This is a genomic window from Herbidospora yilanensis (assembly GCF_001570565.1).
Lineage (GTDB): Bacteria > Actinomycetota > Actinomycetes > Streptosporangiales > Streptosporangiaceae > Herbidospora > Herbidospora yilanensis.
In genome coordinates, this window is sequence record NZ_BBXE01000018.1 from 134,448 (window position 1) to 157,331 (window position 22,884).

The 22,884-nt window shown below is 71.1% G+C and carries 18 protein-coding genes; 11 read left to right on the forward strand and 7 right to left on the reverse strand.

What is annotated here, in order from left to right; all coding sequences use genetic code 11:
- Positions 1-171: 171 nt before the first annotated feature.
- The 4 genes from AW273_RS11870 to AW273_RS11885 are packed head-to-tail and all read left to right on the forward strand — an operon-like array spanning position 172 to position 8,540.
- Positions 172-5,226, forward strand: a complete 5,055-nt coding sequence (locus AW273_RS11870) for a non-ribosomal peptide synthetase/MFS transporter (protein WP_062348193.1) — start codon at positions 172-174, stop codon at positions 5,224-5,226.
- Positions 5,186-5,428, forward strand: coding sequence for an acyl carrier protein (locus AW273_RS11875; protein WP_061294331.1), 243 nt, complete (start codon positions 5,186-5,188; stop codon positions 5,426-5,428). Before AW273_RS11870 ends, AW273_RS11875 begins: the two co-directional genes overlap by 41 nt.
- Positions 5,425-6,693, forward strand: coding sequence for a condensation domain-containing protein (locus tag AW273_RS11880; RefSeq protein WP_062348195.1), 1,269 nt, complete (start codon positions 5,425-5,427; stop codon positions 6,691-6,693). The genes AW273_RS11875 and AW273_RS11880 overlap by 4 nt, the downstream gene beginning before the upstream one ends.
- Entirely contained in the window at positions 6,690-8,540 is a 1,851-nt protein-coding gene (locus tag AW273_RS11885) for a N,N-dimethylformamidase beta subunit family domain-containing protein (RefSeq protein WP_062348196.1), read from the forward strand. Before AW273_RS11880 ends, AW273_RS11885 begins: the two co-directional genes overlap by 4 nt.
- Here the strand turns inward: AW273_RS11885 and AW273_RS11890 are convergent.
- Positions 8,519-9,157: a M15 family metallopeptidase gene (locus tag AW273_RS11890; RefSeq protein ID WP_062348198.1), complete on the reverse strand. Its 639-nt coding sequence runs from the start codon at positions 9,155-9,157 to the stop codon at positions 8,519-8,521. The genes AW273_RS11885 and AW273_RS11890 overlap by 22 nt on opposite strands.
- Before the next feature lie 4 nt (positions 9,158-9,161).
- Entirely contained in the window at positions 9,162-10,328 is a 1,167-nt protein-coding gene (locus AW273_RS11895) for an ROK family transcriptional regulator (protein WP_062348200.1), read from the reverse strand.
- Positions 10,329-10,530: 202 nt separating this feature from the next.
- Here AW273_RS11895 and AW273_RS11900 point away from each other — a divergent pair, with 202 nt between their 5' ends.
- From AW273_RS11900 to AW273_RS11915, 4 genes are all read left to right on the forward strand, one after another.
- Entirely contained in the window at positions 10,531-11,856 is a 1,326-nt protein-coding gene (locus AW273_RS11900; RefSeq protein WP_062348201.1) for an extracellular solute-binding protein, read from the forward strand.
- 5 nt (positions 11,857-11,861) lie between these two features.
- Positions 11,862-12,887 (forward strand): carbohydrate ABC transporter permease, encoded by a 1,026-nt coding sequence (locus tag AW273_RS11905; protein WP_062348203.1) that lies wholly within the window; start codon positions 11,862-11,864, stop codon positions 12,885-12,887.
- Between the two features lie 17 nt (positions 12,888-12,904).
- Positions 12,905-13,771: a carbohydrate ABC transporter permease gene (locus tag AW273_RS11910; protein ID WP_439648623.1), complete on the forward strand. Its 867-nt coding sequence runs from the start codon at positions 12,905-12,907 to the stop codon at positions 13,769-13,771.
- 132 nt (positions 13,772-13,903) lie between these two features.
- Entirely contained in the window at positions 13,904-15,358 is a 1,455-nt protein-coding gene (locus AW273_RS11915) for a glycoside hydrolase family 3 protein (RefSeq protein ID WP_062348205.1), read from the forward strand.
- Here AW273_RS11915 and AW273_RS11920 read toward each other — a convergent pair whose 3' ends face one another.
- Positions 15,359-16,537: an ROK family transcriptional regulator gene (locus AW273_RS11920; protein ID WP_062348207.1), complete on the reverse strand. Its 1,179-nt coding sequence runs from the start codon at positions 16,535-16,537 to the stop codon at positions 15,359-15,361.
- Positions 16,538-16,705: 168 nt separating this feature from the next.
- On the opposite strand from AW273_RS11920, the gene AW273_RS11925 reads away from it, so the two are divergent.
- From AW273_RS11925 to AW273_RS11935, 3 genes are read left to right on the forward strand one after another with little or no spacing between them, the layout of a single operon-like run.
- A complete protein-coding gene (locus AW273_RS11925; RefSeq protein ID WP_157555726.1) occupies positions 16,706-18,415 on the forward strand; it encodes an endonuclease/exonuclease/phosphatase family protein in 1,710 nt (569 codons plus the stop codon).
- A gap of 50 nt (positions 18,416-18,465) precedes the next feature.
- Entirely contained in the window at positions 18,466-18,933 is a 468-nt protein-coding gene (locus AW273_RS11930) for an RrF2 family transcriptional regulator (RefSeq protein ID WP_061294310.1), read from the forward strand.
- Entirely contained in the window at positions 18,933-19,712 is a 780-nt protein-coding gene (locus AW273_RS11935) for a DNA-formamidopyrimidine glycosylase family protein (RefSeq protein ID WP_062348211.1), read from the forward strand. Before AW273_RS11930 ends, AW273_RS11935 begins: the two co-directional genes overlap by 1 nt.
- On the opposite strand, the gene AW273_RS11940 is transcribed toward AW273_RS11935, so the two are convergent.
- From AW273_RS11940 to rimO, 4 genes are all read right to left on the reverse strand, one after another.
- Positions 19,709-20,065, reverse strand: a complete 357-nt coding sequence (locus AW273_RS11940; RefSeq protein ID WP_030450836.1) for a helix-turn-helix domain-containing protein — start codon at positions 20,063-20,065, stop codon at positions 19,709-19,711. The genes AW273_RS11935 and AW273_RS11940 overlap by 4 nt on opposite strands.
- 253 nt (positions 20,066-20,318) lie before the next feature.
- Positions 20,319-20,816, reverse strand: a complete 498-nt coding sequence (locus AW273_RS11945) for a CinA family protein (RefSeq protein WP_062348212.1) — start codon at positions 20,814-20,816, stop codon at positions 20,319-20,321.
- Complete coding sequence (gene pgsA / locus AW273_RS11950) at positions 20,813-21,421, reverse strand: CDP-diacylglycerol--glycerol-3-phosphate 3-phosphatidyltransferase (RefSeq protein WP_062348459.1); 609 nt, start codon at positions 21,419-21,421, stop codon at positions 20,813-20,815. Before pgsA ends, AW273_RS11945 begins: the two co-directional genes overlap by 4 nt.
- Before the next feature lie 29 nt (positions 21,422-21,450).
- Positions 21,451-22,857, reverse strand: a complete 1,407-nt coding sequence (gene rimO, locus AW273_RS11955) for a 30S ribosomal protein S12 methylthiotransferase RimO (protein WP_062348461.1) — start codon at positions 22,855-22,857, stop codon at positions 21,451-21,453.
- Positions 22,858-22,884 lie beyond the last annotated feature (27 nt).

A 22,884-nucleotide genomic window follows, 5' to 3' on the forward strand; every position in this document is an offset into this window, starting at 1 on the left:
GGTCCCAGGCTCCGGCAGCCCAATGGGTTGGGCACGTTTAGAGCTTGTGAGCGGACGCGGGGCATGCCAGACTGACGCCGTCCGCTAATTGCAAAGAACCTTTCCAGTTAGCTTCCCGAGCTGAGGCGTTTGGCCTCTTTGTGCTGCATTCGTCCGATCACTTGAGGGAAGATGCTCGCCGTCACACCGGCCAATCCGCTCTCGCTCGGACAGGAACGGCTCTGGTTCCTGCACGAGCTCAACCCCGACGACGCGTCGTACAACATCTGTGTGACCGAACGGCTCGTCGGGGATCTCGACGTGGCCGCGCTCCAGCGGGCACTTGACACGGTCATGCGGCGGCACGAGGTGCTGCGGACGCGCTACCCGGCCGTCGACGGCAGCCCGGTCGCGCTGGTCGAGGACCGTGCACTCCCGCTCGAACGCGTCTCCGGCGTGCCGCTCGCCGACCTCACCAACCGCCCGTTCGACCTGGCGAACGGGCCGGTCGTCAGGGCCTATCTGACCGACGACCAGACGCTCGTCATCGTGCTGCACCACATCGCCGGCGACGGCTGGTCGCTCGGGCTCCTGTACGACGAGATCGCCACCCTCTACTCCGGCGGCGACCTCCCCGACCTGCCGACACAGTACGGCGAGCACGCCCGCAGGCAGCGTGAGCAGCCGATCGACACCTCCTACTGGCGCGCGCGGCTCGACCGGGTGCCGGTGCTCGACCTGCCCGCCGACCTGCCCCGGCCGAGGGTCCGCACCTCGAAGGGCGCGGTAGTCACGAGGAGGCTGCCCCGGGAGCTCACCGACCAGGTGAACGCGCTCGCCCGCAAGGAGCGCGTCACCCTGTTCATGCTGCTCATGGCCGCCTTCCAGACCCAGCTCCACCGCTACACGGCCGCCGCCGACTTCGCCGTCGGCACCCCGGTCGCGGCCCGCCCCGACGAGGACGTCGAGAAGCTCATCGGGTTCTTCCTCAACACGGTCGTGCTCCGCGCCGACCTGAGCGGAGATCCGACCTTCCGGGAGTTGCTCAAGCGCACCCGCCGGACCGCGATCGAAGCGTTCACGCACGCGGAGACGCCGTTCGACCGGGTGGTGCAGGACCTCGGCGTGACCCGCGACCTGAGCCGGACGCCCGTCTTCCAGACCCAGTTCAGCCTGCGCAGCGAGGCCGGCACCCGCCTCCGCCTCGACGGGCTGGTCGCCGAACCGGTCGACCCCGACTTCCACCAGGCGAAGTTCGACCTGTCGCTGGAGATCACCCCGACCGGCGACGGCCTGGACGCCTTCTTCGTCTACTCGGCCGACCTGTTCCACCACCCGACGGCCGAACGGTTCGCGGCCAACTTCGAGACGCTGCTGCGCTCGATCGTCGCCGACCCGGAGCGGCCGATCTCCCGCCTCGGCCTCGTCTCGAATGCCGAGCGGGAGCTTCTCGACGGGTGGTCCACGTCGCCCGGCGAGCGGGTCACGCCCGCGCAGGAGACCCTCGCCGAGGTCATCTCCACCCGGTCGCCCGAACGGGTGGCGATCCGGCACGGGGACGAGGCGATCACGTACCGGGAACTGCACCGGCGGGTCGCCGGCGCCGCGCGGGGGCTGCGCGAGCGGGGGGTCGGCCCGGGTGTGCGGGTGGCGGTCTGCATGGAGCAGTCGATCGACCTGGCCGTGGCGCTGCTCGCGGTGCTGAAGGCGGGCGGGGCGTACGTGCCCATCGACCCCGAGTACCCGGACGAACGCCGCGCCTTCATGATCGAGGACTCGGGCGCGGCGGTCGTGCTCACCGAGATCGGCGACGCCGAGGCCGACGACATCGAGCCGCTCGGCGACGGCGACGACCTCGCCTACGTCATCTACACCTCGGGCTCGACGGGGAGACCGAAGGGCGTCGCGGTCCAGAACCGCGAGATCCTCCGCTACCTCGCCGACGCCCGGCGGCGCTTCGCCGTCGAGGACGAATCGCAGTACGCCCTCCTCCAGTCGCTCGCCTTCGACTTCGGCATCACGATCCTCTACCTGTGCCTCAGCACCGGCGGCACCCTGCACCTGCTGCCCGCGCGCATCTCCGGCCCCGAACTCGCCGAGCACATGCGCGGCATCGACTACGTCAAGCTCACCCCCTCCCACCTGGGCGCCCTCGCCGCCGACACCGACGACGTCGCCGCCCTCCTGCCGCGCAAGCTGCTCATCTTCGGCGGCGAGGGGTCGAGCTGGGACTTCGCCCGCGACCTCGCCAGACGGGTCCCGGTCGTCAACCACTACGGCCCGACCGAGGCCATCGTCGGCGTCTCCACCTACCGCGTCTCCCCCGACGTGACGCCGACGGGTCCGATCACCCCGATCGGGAGACCGCTGGGCCATTCGGCGCTGTACGTGCTGGACCGGCACCTTTCGCAGGTCCCGGCGGGCGTGCCGGGCGAACTGTGCATCGGCGGCCGGCTGGCCCGCGAATACCTGGGCCGACCCGGCCTGACCGCCGAGAAGTTCGTCGACCACCCCCGGTACGGCCGTCTCTACCGTTCGGGCGACCTGGCCCGCTGGCTCCCGACCGGAGACCTGGAGTTCCTGGGCCGCCGCGACCTCCAGGTCAAGATCCGCGGCTACCGCGTGGAGCTCGGCGAGATCGACGAGGCGCTGCGCCTGGTGCCCGGCGTCTCCCACGCCGTCACCGACGCCCGCGACGGCGAACTGGTCGGCTACGTCGTCGCCGACCCCCGGCCCGCCATCGCCGCCCTGCGCACGACGCTGGGCGAGCGGCTGCCGGAGTACATGGTCCCGACCCGCTGGGTGTTCCTCGACGAACTCCCGCTCAAGGGCCACGGCAAGGTCGACCGGGCGGCCCTGCCCGCCCCCGAGGACACCCGCTCGGACGACGTCCCGTTCGAGCCTCCGGCCGACGCCTGGGAGGAGGCCGTCGCCGCCGCCTGGTGCGAGGTGCTGGGTCTCCGGCAGGTCGGCGTGCTCGACGACTTCTTCGACCTCGGCGGCCACTCGCTGCTCGCCACCCGCGTCGTGGCCAGGCTGCGCAGAACCCTTCCCGAAGGCTCGTCGCCGATCGCGCTGATGGACCTGTTCCAGCACCCGACCGTCCGCGCCCTCGCGGCCGTCGCCCGATCGGCGTCCGGACCGAGGCCGCTCCTCTACCGCCTGACCGGGCCGGGCGCCAAGGCCCTGGTCTGCGTCCCCTACGGCGGCGGCAGCGCGGTCGTCTACCAGCCGCTCGCCGATGCACTGCCGCCGGAATGGGAGCTCTGGTCGGTCGCCGTCCCCGGCCACGACCTGGGCCTGCCCGAGGAGTCCCAGCCCCTCGAAGAGGTGGCCCGCCGCTGCGTCGAGGAGATCCTGCGCATCGAGGCCCCCGTCACCCTCTACGGCCACTGCGGCGTCGGCGGCGCCCTGACCGTCGAGATCGCCCGCCGCCTCGAAGCGGCCGGACGCACGGTCGACACCGTCTACCTCGGCGGCATCTTCCCGTTCGCCCGCCCCACCAGAGGCGTGCTCGGGCGCTGGGCCCGGCTGGCGCGGCTGGAGCGGTTCCGCAGCGACAAGGGCCAGCTCAACTGGCTCACCGCGCTCGGCGCCGACCTGTCGGACCTGGACGACGCCCAGAAGGCGTTCGTCATCGGGAACATGCGCCGCGACGCCCGCGCCGCCGAGGACTACTTCACCACGCTGATGGACAGCGGCGCCCCGAAGCTGACGGCGCCGATCGTCTCGATCGTCGGCGAGTACGACCCCGCGACGGACTACTACGAGGAGCGCTACGCCGAGTGGGGCTTCATCGCGGAGCGGACCCGGCTGGTCGTGATCGACGAGGCAGGCCACTACTTCCTCAAGTACCGCGCGGACGAACTCGCCCAGATCGTGGGTGCGAGCGACCCTGACCTCGTCTCGCACCCCACCGCCGACACGGCCGGGCCGGCCGCGTCCGGCCCGGCCGGCCCGGCGCCCTCGGTCACCCGGTTCCTGCTGGTCGCGTTCGGGCAGATGGTCTGCCTGGCCGGGTCGACGCTGACCGAGTTCGCGCTGCCCCTCTGGGTCTACCTCCAGCACCAGTCGATGACCCAGCTCGCCGTCCTCCAGGTCCTGGCCGTCATCCCCGGCGTGCTGTCCGCGCCGCTGGCCGGGGCGCTGGTCGACCGGTCGTCCAAACGCGCCGTGATGATCGGCGGCAACGCGGCGGCCCTGGCCGTCCAGGCCGCGACGGGCGTCCTGGTGTGGACCGGCGGCCTGCAGGTCTGGACCCTCTACGTCCTGCTCCCGCTGCTGTCGGTCGCGCTGACCACACAACGGCTGGCCTTCACGGCGGCCGTGCCGCAACTGGTGCCCAAGCGCTACCTCGGCCACGCCAACGGCATCGCCCAGATGGCGCTCGGCATGGCCCAGTTCGTCGCGCCGCTCGCGGCCGTCGGCCTGCTGGCCGTCTGGGGCCTGCACGGCATCCTCGTGCTGGACGTCGTCGGCCACGTCTTCACCATCGTCGTGCTCGCCCTGGTCGCCTTCCCCGCCGCGCTGGCCCTGCGCCGCAGGGAGACGGTCGGCCGGGAGATCGCCGAAGGGTTCAAGATCTCGTTCGGCAACCCCTACTTCCGGGCGATGGTCGTCTTCTTCGCGTTCCTGTCGCTCGGCCTGTCACCGGTCTTCATGATGTACTCGCCGCTGGTGCTGGAGTTCGGCACCGTCCAGGAAGCGGGTGTGATCGCGCTGGTGGCCGGTTCGGGCGCCGTCGCGGGCGGCCTCACGATGGGCCTGTGGGGCGGCCCGTCCCGGCGCCGGATGCGCGGCATGCTGCTCCTCACGTTGATCATCGCCGGGTCGTGCGGCGTCGTCGCGCTCCGCGACGACCTGGTCGTCATCGGCGCCGGCGCGTTCGGCGTCAGCTTCGGCCTGGCCCTGGTCAACGGCGTCTACAACACGATCATCCAGGTCAAGGTCCCGCAGCGGTTCCACGGCCGGGTGTTCGCGCTCAACCAGATGGTCGCCTGGTCGACCATCCCGATCGGCGTCGGGATCATCGCCCCCGTGGGCACCGGGCTCCTCGGCGACGTCTCCCTGATGTACGCGGTATTCGCCGGATTCATCCTGCTGGTCGTGGCCGGGGCGCTCCTCACGCGGAGACTGGCCCGGTTCGACGACGCGGTCCCCGACGCCACCCCCGACGACCTGGTCGGACTGGAACGGAAGGTGCGCAATGAAGGAAAGACTGGCCGAACTGGTGTCGGAGTCGTGTGACGGCGAGCTCACCCCGGCCGACGTGCTGGCGGCGACCGTGCCGCTGGCCTATCTCGGCGTGACCTCGCTGGCGCAGATGCGGCTCATCGACGCCGTCGAGCGCGAATACGGCGTCGAGGTCGACCTGAGCGGCGACGTGACGTTCCTCGACAGCGTCGACGGGCTGGCCGCCTGGGTCGAGGCCGCCCGGTCGCCGGCATGACCCGGGCCGTTTTCTCGGGCGGGCGTACCGGGACGGCGTCGTTCACCTGGGGTCAGCGCGCGATCTGGGAGGCGATCGAGCGGACCCGGCCGGACGACCACTACTTCAACTTCGGCCGGGTGCTGCCGCTCGGGGCGCGCCCGGCGTCGGTGTCGTCGGCGTTGTGGGCGCTGGGCCGGCTCGTCGAGCGGCACGAGTCGCTGCGCACCCTGGTCGGCGACGGCGGCCAGGCGCTGCGGGCGAGCGGGGAGCTGCGCGTCCGGACCGGCGACGATCCCGCCACCCTGCTGGCCGACATGACGGCCACCGCGTTCGACTACGCGGACGAGTGGCCGCTGCGGGCCGGGCTGGTGCTCTCCCCCACCGGTGAGGTCACCCATCTGGTGCTGGTCTTCTGCCATCTGGCCGCCGACGGGCTGGGCGCCGAGCAGGCCATCCGCGACCTGCGCCTGCTGCTCCTGCGTGGTGGCGCGCCCGCGGCGCGGCCGCCGCAGCCGATGGACATCGCGCGCTGGCAGGGGTCGCCCGCCGGCCGCCGGGTGGCGGCCGAGGCGGCGGCGTACTGGGAGGACGCGCACCGGCGCATCCCGCCGACGATGTTCCACGTGCCGTCGGGGGCCGGGGAGTCGCCGCCCATCTGGCGGGCGTCGCTGCGCTCCCCCGCGGTCGACCTGGCCGCGCAGCGGATCGCGGTCCGGCACGGCACGAGCACCTCCACGGTCCTGCTGACGGCGGTGACGGCGCTGGTGTCGGAGATGACGGGGCACGAGACGGTGGCGATGTTGCCGATCGTGGGGAACCGGTTCCGGGCCGACACCCGGACGGCGGTGACCACGATGTCGCAGGAGGGGCTGTTCGTCCTGGACGTGGAGAAGGTGCGGTTCGACGAGCTGCTGGGCCTGGCGGGTCCGGCGGCGCTGCGGGCGTACCGGAGCGCCTATCACGACCCCGCCGACCGGTCCGCGGCGCTGGAGCGGGTCGCGGCCGACCGGGGGACGGTCGTGCATCCGTGGTGCTGCTTCAACGACATGCGCTTCGCCGACAACCCCGTCTACCGCGACGAGGCGCTGATCCGCCGGGCGCTCGGCGAGAGCACGCTGAGCTGGCCGATGTCGCAGGACCAGCTCAACTGCCGGTTCTGCGTCCATCTGAGCGGGACCATGGACGTGTCGGTGACCGCCGACACCCGCTGGTCGTCGAAGGCCGACATGGAGAGGTTCCTGCACGGGCTGGAGACGATGCTGGTCGAAGCGGCACTGCGGTGATCGCCTACGCCGAGGCGACCTCGTGTCCCCAGGGCCGCCCGCTGACCTTCCGGCTGGACGGCGACAGCGGCGTCCACGTCCACGACGCCACCACGGGTGCCCACGTGCTGACGACGCGCGCGACCGGCCCGCGCTGGACGCTGGTCGTTCCCGGGCACTGGCCCAGTTCGCTCTACCGCGCCCACTTCACCGACGCGCCTTCCTCGGAGGTACCGAGGGCGACCGGCGAGTTGCCCGGCGTCAACGTCTCCGGCGACGACGAGGTCTACTTCGTCGTGACGCCGTCCGGGCCGAAGAAGCACATCCTGGTGTCCATCCCGTTCGGCACCTGGCAGGCCTACAACCGCGCCGGTGTCCCGGGTGAGGGCCTCTATTGGACGGAGGACCCGTCGCGCGCGACCGAAGTCACCTTCGACCGTCCGGGCGGCGGCCCCTCCCCCGAACGCTGGGAGGACGGCTTCCTGCGCTGGCTGCGCCCGGCGGGCTTCGAGGCCGACTTCTGCGACGGCCTCGACCTGTCGCCCGAGCTGCTCGACGGCTACCGCCTGCTCGTGGTCAACGGCCACGACGAGTACTGGACCCGCGAGATGCGCGACGCCTGCGAGGAGTTCGTGCGGCGCGGCGGCAACATGGCCGTCTTCGCCGGGAACACCGCCTGGTGGCAGGCCCGCCTGGAGGGCCGCACGCTGGTCTGCCACCGTGACCCCTTCACCGACCCGGTCGACGACCCGTCGCTGGTCACCGCCGAGTGGTCGGCCGTCGGCCGCCCGGAGAACACGATGACCGGCGTGTCGTTCCGCGCCGGCGCGGGCACGTGGGGCCCGTCGATGCCGTTGATGAACGAGGAGTCGTACGTCACCCGCTTCGCCGGCCACTGGGTCTTCGAGGGCACCGGCCTGACCGAGGGCGACAAGTTCGCCCAGGGCGCGCTCGGCTACGAGACCGACGCGGCCGAGTTCGTCGAGGTCGGCGGCGTGCCGAGAGTGACCTCACGCGACGGCACCCCGTCGTCCTTCACCGTCCTCGCCACGGCCGACCTGCGCCACTGGCGCAGCGGCGGCCAGGGCGGCTGGGCGACCATGGGCGTCTTCACCTCGGGCCGCGGCACCGTGTTCAACGCCGCCACGGTGAACTGGGGCAACACCCTCCACGACCCGGTCGTCGACCGCATCACCCGCAACGTCATGACCCGCCTCAGTTCGCCGTACGACGGCTGGGACGTGATCGGCGAACCGTCGGACGTCCGCGCCCTGGCCGCCGACGCCCGCGTCCTCTACGGCGTGACGTCCGACGGCGCGCTGATGAGCCGCGAACTGTGCGCCCAGAACCTCCTGTGGCGGCCGATCGGCTGGGCCGGCGACGTGACCTGCCTCGACACCCCGCGCGAGGCGGCGGGCACCCGCGGCGTCCTGCTGTACGGGGTGACCCCCGAGGGCATGCTGCGCTCGCGGGCGGCCGTGGAGGTCCCGGCCCCCTGGACCGACGAGGCCCGGTGCCCGGAGGGAACCGTGGCCCTGGCGATCGCCGACTGCACGTTCTGGGCCGCGACCTCGGAGGGCCGCCTGTGGGCGATGCCCTTCACCGGCGAGGAGTGGCTCGACCGGGGCCCGTGCGACGCGGTGGCCATGAGCGGCATGAACGGCCGCCTCTACGCGCTGACGAGCACGGGCGAACTGGTCACCCGCCGCCCGGACGCGACGGACGAGTGGCGCCCGGCGGGCGACCTCCCCGAGGGCACGACGACGTTCACGGCCCACGCGGGCCGCTTCGTCGCCACCGCTCCGGGGGAACCGCTGCGCTGGCGGGCGAGCCCGAGGGCCGGAGATCAGAGTTCGACCGGACCGTAGATCGCCGACTCGCGCCCCCGCGTCATCGCCCAGTAACGGTCGCCGTAGGACCAGTGCCACCACTCGGTCGGATAGTTGACCAGCCCGACCGCCTCCAGCGCCGTCGCCAGCACCTTCCGGTTCTGCACGGCCTCGGCGGAGATGTCGGTCGACGCCGTGTAGCAGGCCCCGTCACTCTGTTCCGGCGTGGCGTTGACCTCGGTGCCCATGTCGAGTTCGACGCCGTCGTCGCCGCACAGCGTCAGGTCGACGGCGGCCCCGGCCGTGTGGGGCGCGACCTCGACGGGCGACACGAACCGGCTCGCCGCCACGTGCAGCTCGTCACTCGACATGTCCGGAAATGTCGTGCGCAACGTCTCCCGGTACTCCTCGAACCACTTCCGCTGTAACGACACCGGCCGGTAGCCCTCGACGACCATCAGGTGCACGCCCAGTGGCAGCACCACCCGCCGCAGCCGCTCGGCGACCCCCTCGCGCAGGTGCGCGAACGCACCGGCCGGGTCGGCCAAGCGCAGGTCGACACGGAGGAAAGCGCGCACGTCGACGAGCGGCTCAAGGCAATCGATCACCGGTATGGAGGTCACCCGGGGGTCGGAGATCAGAATGACGTCACCCATATTGTCAGACCGTATCCGAGAAGACCTGTTCCCTCGCCTCCTCCAGGGCGGCCACCAGCGCCCCCCGGAGCACCGGATTGCCGTCCACCTCCGTCACCGCCACCCGGGGCCGGGAGGGACAGACACGCGCCACCTCGTCCTCGACCCGGGCGGCCAGCTCGCGGCCGCCGGCCCGGCCGACGTCGCCCGACAGGACGATGAGCCCGGGGTCGAGAACCACCGCCACGGCCGCGACGCCGACGGCCAGGCGGCCGGCGAGCTCGTCGAGGAAGCTCCCGTTCCCCTCGGCGACGGCCTTGGCGACCAGCTCGGCCACGGGCGCCTCCCCCGGGCCCACACCGTGGGCCAGCGCCATGCCGTGCAGCGCGTCCCCGCCGACCAGGCGCTGGAAGGAGCCGGACTGGGGGTCGCGCACGTTCGAGGGCAGGGGCTCGCCCGGCACGGGCAACCAGCCGATCTCGCCCGCGCCGCCGGTGATGCCCCGGTGCAGCCGGCCGCCGAGCATGACGCCGAGGCCCTGGCCTGTCCCGGCCCACATGATGACGAAGTCGTCGAGGCCGCGCGCGGCCCCGTGGGCCTGTTCGGCCAGGGCGGCGAGGTTGACGTCGTTCTCTATGCGTACCGCCCGGCCCAGGTCGGCGCGGAGCTCGGCCAGCACGCCGAAGTGCCACGCGGGCAGGTCGAAGGAGTAGCGCACGTCCCCGCTGCGGGGGTCGACCACGCCGCGGGTCCCGATCACCAGGCCGCTGAGCTGGTCGAGGACGATCCCGGCGCTCTCGCAGGCGCGGAAGAGGGCGTTGTGCACCAGCTTGACGGGGTCGCGGGCCTCGCTGGGGTCGACGGTCACCTCGGCGATGGCGCGGCCGATGATGTCGGCGACCCCGGCGGTCACGCTGTCGGGCGAGACCTCCAGCCCGGCGACGTACGCCGATTCGGGGTTGACCGCGTAGAGCGCCGCGTTCGGGCCGCGCCCGCCGGCCCGTTCGCCGGCCGTCGTGACCAAGCCGCGATCTTCCAGCCGGGCGAGCAACTGACCTGAGGTGACCTTGCTCAGTCCGGTGAGTTCGCCCAGCTCGGCCCGGGTGAGCGGGCCCTGCAGGAGAAGGAGCTCCAGGGCCGATCTGTCGTTTATCTGCCGGAGCAGCCGGGGCGTGCCGGGGCGTCGGGCCACCGCTGTCTCCCTTCTCGTCACGATCCGCTAACGCGGGTTTTTTTTAAGAAAGTTTCTTGTTAGTTTAACGGCAGTCACCCCATAGGCAAGCGATCAAGCCTCTGAGGTGCCACAAACGCCGACCGTCAGCAACCCCAAGGTGCCCGGCCCGCCGACACCTCAACTTGCCTAGACGAGAAGCCGGGAAGGGAGAACCCCCAACGTGAAGATCGTGAAGATCGCCGGCATCACCGCCGCCCTCGCCCTGGGTGTCGCCGCTTGTGGTGGTGGCGAGACCACCGAATCGGCACCCGCCGCCACCGCCGCCGAATCGGCTCCCGCCGCCTCCGGTCCCAAGTTCGCCGGTCAGACGCTGACGATGTGGCGTCTCGGTGACTCGAACCCGCCGGCCCAGGCCTATATGGACGACCTGAACGCCGAGTTCCAGAAGGTCACCGGCGCCACGGTCAAGCTGGAGTGGATCCCGTGGCCGCAGGTGAACGACAAGTTCACCGCCGCCGCCGCGGGTGGCGCCGGCCCCGACGTCACCGAGATCGGCAACGACCAGGTGCCGCTGTGGGTCAGCCAGGAGGCGCTCAGCCCCATCACCGCCCTCACCAGCGCGGGCGACCAGGCCCAGATCCCGAAGAACCTCTTCGGCCTGGAGACCATCGACGGCGAGGTCTACGCCGTGCCGTGGGGCGCCGGCACCCGCGCGGTCCTCTACCGCAAGGACTGGTTCGAGGAGCTGAAGATCGAGGTGCCGAAGACCTGGGACGAGGTCGTCGCCGCCGCCAAGAAGATCCAGGACGAGAAGGGCAAGGACGTCGACGGCTTCGCCTTCAACGGCGGCTCCGACGCCAACCACCTCCTCGGCGCCATGGCCTGGGCCGAGGGCGGCGACTACGCCGTCAAGGAAGGCGACAAGTGGGTGGGCAAGCTCACCGACCCGACCTTCAAGGCCGGCTTCGAGACGTACACGGGCCTGGTGACCGGCGGCCTCTCGGGCAAGTCGCGGCTGACCCAGAACACCGTGGACATCCGCACCCGCTTCGCCAACGACAAGGTCGGCATGTACCTGACCGCGTCGTGGGACATCCCCGGCATCGAGACCGACTCCAAGGGCAAGGTGAAGGCCGACCAGCTCGCCTTCTTCCCGCTCCCCGCCAAGACCGGCGGTGAGGCCCCGGCGTTCTTCGGCGGCAACGACATCGCCGTCTGGGGCACCACCCAGAACGCCGAGCTCGCCCAGGAGTACATCAAGCTCGCCACGAGCAAGCAGTGGGCCGACCGCTACGCCAAGGACGGCGGTCTGCTCCCGGTCTACCCGGACACCCTGGCCTCGCTGTCGAGCGACCCGGTCCAGGCCCCGTTCGCGGCGGCGTTCGCCAAGGCCCGGTCCTTCCCGGCCGACCCGAACTGGACCGAGGCGGGCGAGACCAAGGCGGTGCTGCAGAACGCGGCCCGCTCGGTCATCGAGGGCAAGGCTTCGGCCGATGAGGCGCTCGCGACGGCCAACAAGGAACTCGAAGACATCCTCAACCAGTAGCGACGATGACCGACACGTCGATCGCCCGCCGGGGCGGAGGCAACGCCTCCGCCCCGAGCGGGCGCCCCCGCCGCTCTCACCGTCCACCGAAGAAGGCCTCGGGTCTCAACCCGAAGTACATCCCCTACGCGCTGCTGATCCCCGGCCTGCTGGTCATGGTGGCGCTGCTGCTGTACCCGATGATCCAAGTGTTCATCATGTCCTTCCAGAAGGTCGGACTGCCGCAGATCCGGGAGATCAACCCCCGCCCCGCCGAATGGCTGGGCTGGGAGAACTACACCAAGGTCTTCGAGAACGACGTCTTCTGGTCGTCGCTGCGCAACACCCTGGTGTTCGCGTTCGTGGCGGTGAGCCTCACCCTGATCGTCGGAACCGCGGTCGGGGTCCTGCTCCAGCAGCTCAGCAAGCGCATGTCGACCTTCCTGATCATCGGCATCATGTTCGCGTGGGCGGTCCCGCCGGTCGCACAGGGTGTCATCTGGCGCTGGCTCTTCGACGCCGAGGCCGGGATCATCAACTGGGCGCTCAACCTGCTGCCGGACTTCCTCTCCAACGCCCTGTTCGGCCGTGCCGACTGGACCGGCGAACCCTGGCTCAACGAGGCGTTCACCATCTACATCGTCCTGGTCATGACGGTGGTCTGGGCCTCGTTCCCGTTCATCGCCGTCTCGGTCCTGGCCGGGCTCAAGAGCATCCCCGGCGAGCTCTACGAGGCCGCCAGAGTCGACGGCTCCGGCCCCTGGAGGACGTTCCGGAAGATCACCTTCCCGCTGCTGAAGCCCGTCTTCGCGGTCCTGACGATCCTGTCCATCATCTGGGACTTCAAGGTCTTCTCGCAGCTGTACGTGCTGATGAACGGCCCCACCAACCGTGAGGCGTTCAACCTGTCGATGTTCTCGTACGCGGAGGCGTTCCGCAGCCCCCCCAAGATGGGCTCCGGCGCCGCCATCGCGGTGATCCTCACGATCATCCTGCTGGTCGTCACCGCGGTCTACGTCCGCCAGATGGTGAAGTCGGAGGAGGTGCAGTGACCGTCACGTCGTACGAGATGAAGCGCATGCGGAAGTCCGCGAAGTTCCGCAAGAAGGCGCGCAAGTTCGCCCTCAACGCGACCGCCACCGCCGTCTTCATCGTGGCCATGTTCCCCGTGTACTGGATGGTCTCGACGTCCTTCAAGACCAACGACCAGATCTTCACCACGGAGTTCATCCCGTTCCCGACCAGCTTCACCTTCGAGCACATCGACCGGGTGCTGAGCGAGGGCGTCGCCGGCAACTCCATCTGGCTCTACCTGCGCAACAGCGCGATCGTCGCCCTCGGCACGGTCGCGGTGGGCGCGATCTTCTCGCTGCTGGCCGCCACGGCGGTCTCGCGCTTCCGCTTCAAGGGCCGCACCTCGTTCCTGATCACCCTGCTGGTCGTGCAGATGATCCCGGCCGAGGCCCTGCTCATCCCGCTCTTCCTCAGCATCAAGCGGCTGGGCCTGTACGACCAGTTGCTCGGCCTCATCGTCGTCAACGTCGGACTGACCCTGCCCTTCGGCATCTGGATGCTGCGCACCTTCGTGGCGGCCGTGCCGAAGTCGCTCGAAGAGGCGGCGTGGATCGACGGCGCGAGCCGGATGACGACGTTCTGGAAGGTGCTCTTCCCGCTGGTGGCCCCGGGTCTGGTGGCGACCAGCATCTTCTCCTTCATCACCGCGTGGAACGAGCTGATCTTCGCGCTGGTGCTGATGAGCGACTCGTCGGGCTACACCATGCCCGTCGCGTTGCAGTTCTTCTTCGGACAGCGGGGCACCGACTGGGGCGCCATCATGGCCAGCTCCACCCTGATGACGATCCCCGTCGTCGTGTTCTTCCTCCTGGTGCAGCGGCGCATGGTCTCCGGCCTCGTCGCGGGCGCCGTCAAGGGCTGACCGCCCGCCTGTCGTTCCCAGCGCGAGCCATGGCCGGCTTTCGGCCGTCCGCGTCTCGCTTCCCTGAGCGGGTACGGCCCCGGGACCCGGGGCCGTGCCCTCCCATGTCCATGATCGGAGTCATGAATTCCCATGCCTGAAGTACCCGCGAGCCACAGCGATCGGGGGCTGCGCCGTCTCGCGGCCGGCACGCTGCTCGTGACCTTCCGAGGCCTGACCGCGCCCGACTGGGTGCTGGACGGCCTGGCCGGAGGTCTCGGCGGCGTCTGCCTCTTCGGCTTCAACGTCGAAGGCCCCGGACAGGTCGCCACGCTCACGTCGAGCCTCATGAACGCCGGCGACCCGGTGATCTCGCTCGACGAGGAAGGCGGCGACGTCACCCGGCTCGCCTACCACGTCGGCAGCGAATACCCGGGCAACGCGGCGCTCGGCGCCGTCGACGACGTCGACCTGACCGAGCGGGTCTACCGCTCGATCGCGGGCGACCTCGTGAAGGCCGGCGTGAACCTCGACATGGCCCCGTCGGCCGACGTCAACACCGCAGACGACAACCCGGTGATCGGCACCCGCTCCTTCGGCTCCAACCCGGCGCTCGTGTCCCGCCACACGGTCGCCGCCGTGCGCGGCCTCCAGTCGCTCGGCGTGGCCGCCTGCGTGAAGCACTTCCCCGGCCACGGCGCGACCACGGAGGACTCCCACCTGGCCATCCCGGTCGTGGACGCCTCCCTTGAGCTGCTGCGGGAGCGCGAGCTGGCCCCGTTCCGGGCCGCGATCGAGGCGGGCACCCAATCGATCATGACCGCCCACGTGGCGGTCCCCGCGCTGACGGGCGACACCCCGGCCACGCTCAGCCCGAGGGCGCTGACCACGCTGCTGCGCGGCGAACTCGGTTACGACGGCGTGGTCGTCACCGACGCCCTCGACATGCACGCCATCACCAAGAGCGTGGGCCTCGGCGGCGGTGCGGTCCTCTCGCTCAAGGCGGGCGCCGACCTGTTGTGCATGGGCTCCATCCCCACGTACGAGGAGACCGAGGCCGTCGTCAGCGCCATCGTGGCGGCGGTCCGGCAAGGCGACCTGCCGGTCGAGCGCCTGGAGGAGGCGGTCGCCCGCGCGCGGCGGCTGCGCGACTGGGCCCGCGAGACCCGGGGCCAGCACACCGAGGACACCGTGGTCGGCCTCCAGGCCGCCCGCCGCGCGGTCCGGATCAGCGGGGCCACGCTGCCCCTGCGCAACCCGTTCGTGGTCGAGATCGACACCCCGCCCACGATCGCCGTGGGCGACGTGCCGTGGGGCGTCGCGCCGTGGTTGCCGGAAGCGGAGATCGTCCGGGTGAAGCCGGAGGAGGCCCAGGCAGCCGCCCTGCTCGCGCGGGCCCGGGGCCGGTCGCTGGTCGTGGTCGTCAAGGACGCCCACCGCTACCCCGCCAGCCGCGAACTGGTGACCGAACTCGTCTCGGCCCGCCCGGACGGCGTCGTCATGGAGATGGGCCTGCCGATCTGGCGCCCCGACCACGGCGTCCACATCGCCACCTACGGCGCCGCCCGCGCCAACGCCCAGGCGGCGGTCGAACTCCTCACGGCCTGACTAGGACAAGAAGATCTCCTCGCGGGCCTGTTCCAGGGCCGCGATCACCGCGCCGCGCAACACCGGGTTGCCGGGCACCTCGGACGTCACGACCTGCGGCCGGATCGGGCAGATGCGGGCCACCGCCTGTTCGACCCGGCCGGTCAGGGACACGCCCCCGGCCAGCCCGACCTCTCCGGCGAGCACGACCAGCCCCGGGTCGAGCACCACGCACACCGACGCCACCCCGAGCGCCAGCCGGGAGGCGATCTCGTCGAGCAGCCGGTCGCCCTGGTCGCCCGCGTCGACGGCGGCGGTCACGCACTCGGCCGCCGTGGCGCCCTCGAACCCGAGGTCGCGGGCCAGGTCGAGCACCGCCACGGAGCTCACCAGCGACTGCAGGCCGCCGGCGAGCGAGGGCAGCCGCCCCGGCTCCGACCGGACGTCTTCGGCCAGCGGCACCCCGGGCACCGGCAGGTAGCCGATCTCGCCCGCGCTGCCCGAACGCCCGCGATGCAGCCGCCCGCCGAGCACGACGGCCAGGCCGATGCCGCGCCCGACCCAGAGCAGCACGAAGTCGTCGGCCCGCCGGGCCGCGCCGTTCGACCGCTCGGCGATGGCGGCGAGGTTCACGTCGTTCTCGATCCGCACCGACCGCTTCAGGTCGCGCGCCAGCGCCTCGTGGATGCCCTCGTGCCAGTGGGGCAGGTCGAAGGAGAACTGCACGTCGCCGGTGCGCGGGTCGACGACGCCGGGCGTGCCGATGACGACGCCCTTCAGCCGCGACAACGCGACCTTGGCCGACCGGCAGGCCTTCACGACCGCGTTGTGCACCATCGAGACGGGGTCGTCGGCACCGCTGGGCGTGGCGGTGACCTCGGCCACCACGTCGCCCTTGATGTCGGCGATGGCCGCGGTGACGTGTTCGGGACCGACGTCGAGCCCCGCCACGTAGGCGCACGAGGCGATCACGCCGTAGAGGGCCGCGTTGGGCCCCCGGTTCCCGGCCTGCTCGCCGACGACCTCGACGAGCCCCCGCTCCTCAAGCCGCGACAGCGTCTGGGAGGCGGTCACCTTGGACAGACCGGTAAGGTCACCGATCTGGCCGCGCGTCAGCGGCCCGGAGGCCAGCAGAAGTTCGAGGGCGGCCCGGTCGTTGATCTCCCGGAGCAACCTGGGCACGCCAGGACGTCGCTCCATGCTCCTGCTTTCTATGATCGCCCCCGCGAAAACTGTCAACAAACTTTTCCGGCCAGCTTAGCGACTATACGAGCTCCCGGAAATCGACCCTTGATACCGCTCCCACCCGGACGAAAGGATCAATCCATGCGTCCGGTTGCGGCAGTGACTCTGGGTCTGCTCCTCTTCATGGACGCCGTGCGTGTCCTGTTCCCCTCCCTCATCACCGTCTACGGCCAGGCCGGCGACACCCCGCCGGAGCAACTGGGCCTCTTCGCGGCGTCGTGGTTCGTCCTCCCGCTGCTCGCCCTGCTCTTACCGGCCAGGTGGGCGCTGCTCGGCGGCGGCGCCGTCCTGGCCGTGGGCCGCCTCGCCCTCCAGGCCACCGACGGCGGGTTCCCGCAGCTCTATGTGAGCGCCGTGTCGGTCACCGCCGGCATCGTCTTCCTGTACGGCGCCGCACGGCTCGTGGCCGCACCCCACGCCCGCCTGGCCCTCCCCCTCGGCCTGGCGCTCTCCCAGGCCCTCCACCTGTCGATCGGCCACCTCGACCTGGTCTGGCGCGACGGCCCGCTGCCCTGGGTCCCAACGGCCCTGGTCTGCGCGGCCTTCGCGTGGGCCACGCTGGGCGTCACCGACGCGGCCGGCCCGGCCCCCGGCGCCCTGTGGTTCGCCTTCGGCCCCGCCTTGCTCCTGACCGGCATGTTCCTCGGCCCGTCGGCCCTGATCGGCAACGGCGTGACCCCTCATGACCGCCTCTGGCCCACGCTGGCGCTGCTGGCCGCCCTGGCGGTGCTCGCCCTGGCCGGGGCATACGGCCACCCGGCCCAGCTCGCGCCCGTCCTCATGGTCGTCGCGGCCTGGATCGCCCACGACGACGGTCGTCTCCACGTCGCCACGCTGCCGATCTTCGCCCTGGGGCTGGGATGGTGCCTGCGCGTGGCGGGGACCCGCCCGGCGGGCCGCCACGCCGGTGGCGCGCTGCTGGCCGGCATGATCCTCTTCTTCGTCGGCACATTCGTCTACTACGCCGCCTACGACATGGTCCTCGGCTTCGACAACGCCTACGTCCCGCTGGCGTTCGGCGTCGTGATCGCCGCGACCGCCGTGCGGCTGCCCGACCTGCCCGAGGTCCGCCCGGCCATCGCTGCGGCGCTGGCGGTGATCGCCCTGTGGACGTTCCCCAAGCCGTCGGGCGTCGAGGGTCCCGGCGTGGCCGTCGACCGCGACGAGTTCACGCTGATCACGTACAACATCCGGATGGGATTCGGCCTGTCCGGCACCCTCGACCTGGACCGGATCGCCGACTGGGCCGCCTCGGAGAAGCCCGACGTCGTGCTGCTCAGCGAGGTCGACCGGGGCTGGTTCCTCAACGGCGGCCACGACGATCTCGACCGCATCGCCACCCGCCTGGGCATGCACTACCACTTCGCCCCCGCGGCCGACGAACTCTGGGGCGACGCGGTGCTGACCAACCTCCCCATCCGGAACGTCTCCTCGGTACCCCTGGTCACCGAGGGATACCCGACCGGCGCGCAGGCCCAGAGCGTGACCGTGGAGATCGGCGGCAAGCCAGTCGCCATCGTCAACACCCATCTCCAGGAACCCGAAATCCAGAGCGCCGCGCTGCCCAGCGTGACGCCCCGCCCGCCGGCCGTGGTGGCCGGCGACCTGAACCTCACCCCCGACGACCCGGCCTTCCGCCGCCTGCTGACCGAAATCGGCCTGACCGACCCGCTCAAGGGCTTCGGCGACCCGCCGACCTCGCCCGCCGACGATCCGGTCAAACGCATCGACCACGTGCTGCTCAGCCCGGGACTGACGGCCGTCTCCGCCGAGGTCCCGAAAGTGCCGTTCTCCGATCATCTGCCCGTCGTCATGCGGATCCGCGTCGGCTGAGAGGGGGGACCCAGGTCAACCAGTGCCAACCAGGCGGGATAATCGTTTACATGCGACTTTCTGCGCGTGTCGACTACGCCCTGCGGGCGGCGGCCGAGCTGGCCGCGTCCGGCGACGGCCCGACCACGGTGGGCGAACTCGCCAAGGGCCAGGAGATGCCGCCCAAATATCTGGAGAACATCCTGCTCCAGATGCGCCGGGCCGGGCTGGTCCGCGGCCAGCGCGGCCCCGAGGGCGGCTACGTGCTGGCCCGTCCGGCCAGCCAGATCTCCCTGGCCGACGTGATCCGGGCGGTCGACGGCCCACTGGCCAACGTCCGCGGCGAGCGCCCCGAACACGTCGGCTACACCGGCGCGGCCCAGTCTCTCCAGCAGGTCTGGATCGCCCTGCGGGCCAGCGAACGAGCCATCCTCGAAGAGGTCACCCTCGACCAGATCGCGACGGGCGACCTCCCGAAGCGGGTCACCGACCTCTCCGACGACCCGTCGGCCTGGGACTCCCCCAACGCCCCGGTCTGATGCCTGAGGGCGACGCCGTCTACCGCACCGCCGTCCGGCTGCGGGCGGCGCTCGACGACCGGGAACTGACCCGTTCCGACTTCCGGGTGCCCCGCTACGCCACCGCCGACCTGCGCGGGCGGCGGGTGCTGACCACGGTGAGCCGGGGGAAGAACCTGCTGACCCGGGTCGAGGGCGGCGTGACGCTCCACACCCATCTGCGCATGGACGGATCCTGGCGGGTCACCAGGGCGGGCACACCCCTGAGGGGCGGCGACGTCGTCAGGGTCGTGCTGGCCAACACTGTTTGGCAGGCCGTCGGGATCAAGCTGGGCGTGGTCGACCTGCTGCCGACCGCCGGGGAAGACCAGGTCGTCGGGCATCTCGGCCCCGACCTGCTCGGCGACGACTGGGACACGGGGAAGGCCGTCGCCAACCTGCTGGGAGATCCCGGCCGCACGATCGGGGAGGCCCTGCTCGACCAGCGCAACCTCGCGGGAATCGGCACGATATGGCGGGCGGAGACGCTCTTCGTCGCCCGCGTCGGGCCGTGGCGGCGCACCGGGGACGTGGCGGATCTGGCGGGGCTGGCCGAAACGGCCCACCGCCTGATGGTGGAGAACAAGAACGAACATGGACCGGTGACGACCGGCGACCCGCGACCGGGTCGTGCGCTGTTCGTCTACGGCAGGGCACACCTTCCCTGCCGCGTCTGCGGAACGCTCATTGAACGTGGAGAGATGGGATCACAACCGCGGGAGCGGTTGATCTACTGGTGCCCGCGCTGCCAGCCGGGCTAGGCGGCCACCATGTCCTTGACTTCGGGGAAACCGTCGAACTCCGGACCGGAGGGCACGGTCTCCGTGATGGGCAGGCGCTCACGCTCGGGCACGTCGGCCAAGACAGGCGCGTGCTGAAGCTCGGCGAGCGCGAACTGATCGGAGACTTCCCGCAGCACCTGCGAAAGCGGCACACCCAGGGCACCGCAGATCGAGGCGAGCAGCTCGGACGACGCCTCCTTCTGACCACGCTCCACCTCGGACAGATAGCCGAGGGAGACCCGTGCCAGCGTGGAGACCTCGCGCAGCGTGCGGCTCTGCCGCACCCTTAGCCGCCGCAGGACGTCGCCGAGAAGCTGACGCAGCAGGACCATCTGTCGCTCCCTTCCCGGCGCGGGAGTCGTCACGACGCTCCGCGCTTTCGGTTCATATCGCCCGTTCTTTCCACGCCCTTCGTACATACTCCTCGCCGTCATCATTGGCTCGCTCGGCCCCTGCGCCGGGCGCGCCGTGGACTTGCTCCTCGCCGATGGCTCACGGACCTCACTCACAGCTCCACCGTACCTGTATCGAGCGACACCACGGCAGACCATGGTGAGCATGTTCGCTGGGGACGTAACGCGGTAATCACCCCGAATGTTCCCCCGAATTGGCCTGCAGCACACCTAGAAGTAGATCCAAAGCCATCTCACACGTATGGATACGGATGGCTTGGCGGTCTCCGGTCAATCGCAGGTCAACGACTTTCGAGATGTCCGCGGGACCACTCAGGCCGCAGAAGACGGTGCCGACGGGCCTGCCGTCCTGGGGCTCGGGGCCGGCCACGCCGGTGACCGCGACCGCCCAGGTCGCGCCGGTGAGATTCCGTACACCGGCGGCCATCGCGGCGGCCACGTCGGGATGGACGGCGCCCTCGCGGGCCAGCAGGTCGGCCGGCACGCCGAGCAGCCGGGCCTTCAGGTCGGTGGCGTAGCTGATCACGCCGCCGACGAAGGCGGCCGAGGAGCCGGCCACACCGGTCACGGTGGCCCCGATGAGCCCGCCGGTGAGGGATTCGGCCACGGCGAAGGTCTCACCCCGCTCCGCGAGCAGGGAGACGATCTTCGCTGCGGTCGAGTCGGTCACACCTGTTCCCTCCGGGCCACCTGGCGCAGTCTGACTGCCCGCACAACGTAGTCGACGCCGGTCGCCACCGTCACGAGGACGGCGGTTCCCATGGTGGCCCAGCGCACCACGTCGAGCAGGCCCGGCACGAGGAAGAACCCGACGGCGAAGATCTGCAGGACCGTCTTGATCTTCCCGCCGGTGCTGGCCGGGATGACGCCGAACCGGATCACCACGAACCGCAGCGCCGTCACGCCCAGCTCACGGGCGATGATCACGACGGTCACCCACCACGGCAACTCGCCGAGGAGCGACAGGCAGACCAGCGCCGACCCGATGAGCGCCTTGTCGGCGATCGGGTCGGCGATCTTGCCGAAGTCGGTGATCAGGCCGTATTTGCGGGCCAGGAAGCCGTCGAGCTGGTCGGTGATCGAGGCGAACATGAAGACGCCGAGGGCGGCCAGCCGCCAGCCGGTGCCTTCGAGGAACAGGAACACGATGAACGCGGGAACGACCAGCAGCCGTACGACCGTGAGCGCGTTGGCGATGTTCCAGGCGCTCACGGGAGGAGTGGCGGGCTCGACCGGATCGGTCACCACCAGCCGCTCGGGGGTGGCGTCGGCCATGACCGACGGCGGCGGGTCGTTGCTCTGGCTCACGTCGTGGCCTTGATCCTCGCGATCAGGTCAACCCCTTCCGAGTCGACCGCGACGGCGCGGACGATCTGCCCCGGCACCAGGCCGATGCCCTGGACCGTGACCGAGCCGTCGACCTCGGGGCCCTGGTGGGCGGCGCGGCCCTCGTAGCCGCCGTCGCCCAGGTCGTCTTCGACGAGCACCGACAACTCGGTGCCGATGCGGTCTTCCGCCCGCTGGGCGGTGAGCTCCTCGGCCAGTTCGGTGAGGATCGCCACCCGCTCGTCGACCACGTCCTGGTCGAGCTTGCCCTCGAACCCCGCGGCCTCGGTGCCGTCTTCGTCGGAGTAGCCGAACACCCCGATGACGTCGAGACGCGCCTCTTCGAGGAACGCGACCAGCTCGCCGAACTGTTCCTCGGTCTCGCCGGGGAAGCCGACGATGAAGTTGGATCGCACGCCCGCCTCGGGGGCCCGCTCGCGGATCTGCTTCAGCAGGCCGAGGAACTGGGCCGGGTCGCCGAAGCGCCGCATGCGGCGCAGCACCGCGTTGCTGGCGTGCTGGAACGACAGGTCGAAGTAGGGCGCGACGCCCTCGGTGCCGGCGATCACGTCGAGCAGGCCCGGCCGCAGTTCGGCGGGCTGCAGGTAGCTGACCCGGACCCGGTCGACGCCCTCGACGGCGGCGAGTTGCGGCAGCAGCTTCTCCAGCGCCCGGAGGTCGCCCAGGTCCTTGCCGTAGGAGGTGGAGTTCTCGCTGACCAGGACGAGCTCCCGCACGCCCTGACCGGCCAGCCAGACGGCCTCGGCCAGCAGGTCTTCGGGACGGCGCGAGACGTAGGCGCCGCGGAAGGCCGGGATCGCGCAGAAGGTGCAGCGCCGGTCGCAACCCGAGGCCAGCTTCAGCGAGGCGACCGGCCCACCGGTCAGCCGCCTGCGGAGCGTGCGCGGCCCGGAGGCGGGCGCGAGACCGGCCGGCAGGTCGCCGTGGCCGGGCACCGCGACGGGCGCGGCGTGGCGCTCGACCGGGCTGATGGGCAGCAGGGCCCGCCGGTCGCGCGGCGTGTGGGCGGTCAGCGCCCGCCCTTCGAGCACGTCGTCGAGGCGGGCGCCGATGTCGGTGTAGTCGTCGAACGACAACACCGCGGCGGCCTCGGGCAGCGCCCCGGCCAGCTCGGTGCCGTAGCGCTCGGCCATGCACCCGGCGGCCACGACCTTGGCGCCCGAGTCGGCCGCCGCGAGGATGGTGTCGATCGAGTCTTTCTTCGCCGACTCGATGAACCCGCAGGTGTTGACCACGATCACGTCGGGGTCGTCGTCACCCAGTGCCCAGCCCGCGGATTCCAGGCGCGCGGCGAGCTCCTCTGAATCGACCTCGTTGCGGGCGCAGCCCAGCGTGATCATGGAAACGGTTCGGCGTGAAGACATGATGAAGCTACGGTATCGGGGATCGGC

Bases quoted from the DNA above. Each gene is read 5' to 3' on its own strand.
- AW273_RS11910 (WP_439648623.1), top strand. From the start codon at position 12,905: ATGAAGCGCATGCGGAAGTCCGCGAAGTTCCGCAAGAAGGCGCGCAAG.
- AW273_RS11925 (WP_157555726.1), top strand. From the start codon at position 16,706: ATGGACGCCGTGCGTGTCCTGTTCCCCTCCCTCATCACCGTCTACGGC.
- pgsA (WP_062348459.1), bottom strand. From the start codon at position 21,421: ATGGCCGACGCCACCCCCGAGCGGCTGGTGGTGACCGATCCGGTCGAG.
- rimO (WP_062348461.1), bottom strand. From the start codon at position 22,857: ATGTCTTCACGCCGAACCGTTTCCATGATCACGCTGGGCTGCGCCCGC.
- AW273_RS11875 (WP_061294331.1), top strand. From the start codon at position 5,186: ATGAAGGAAAGACTGGCCGAACTGGTGTCGGAGTCGTGTGACGGCGAG.
- AW273_RS11920 (WP_062348207.1), bottom strand. From the start codon at position 16,537: ATGGAGCGACGTCCTGGCGTGCCCAGGTTGCTCCGGGAGATCAACGAC.
- AW273_RS11880 (WP_062348195.1), top strand. From the start codon at position 5,425: ATGACCCGGGCCGTTTTCTCGGGCGGGCGTACCGGGACGGCGTCGTTC.
- AW273_RS11905 (WP_062348203.1), top strand. From the start codon at position 11,862: ATGACCGACACGTCGATCGCCCGCCGGGGCGGAGGCAACGCCTCCGCC.
- AW273_RS11935 (WP_062348211.1), top strand. From the start codon at position 18,933: ATGCCTGAGGGCGACGCCGTCTACCGCACCGCCGTCCGGCTGCGGGCG.
- AW273_RS11890 (WP_062348198.1), bottom strand. From the start codon at position 9,157: ATGGGTGACGTCATTCTGATCTCCGACCCCCGGGTGACCTCCATACCG.
- AW273_RS11940 (WP_030450836.1), bottom strand. From the start codon at position 20,065: ATGGTCCTGCTGCGTCAGCTTCTCGGCGACGTCCTGCGGCGGCTAAGG.
- AW273_RS11930 (WP_061294310.1), top strand. From the start codon at position 18,466: ATGCGACTTTCTGCGCGTGTCGACTACGCCCTGCGGGCGGCGGCCGAG.
- AW273_RS11915 (WP_062348205.1), top strand. From the start codon at position 13,904: ATGCCTGAAGTACCCGCGAGCCACAGCGATCGGGGGCTGCGCCGTCTC.
- AW273_RS11870 (WP_062348193.1), top strand. From the start codon at position 172: ATGCTCGCCGTCACACCGGCCAATCCGCTCTCGCTCGGACAGGAACGG.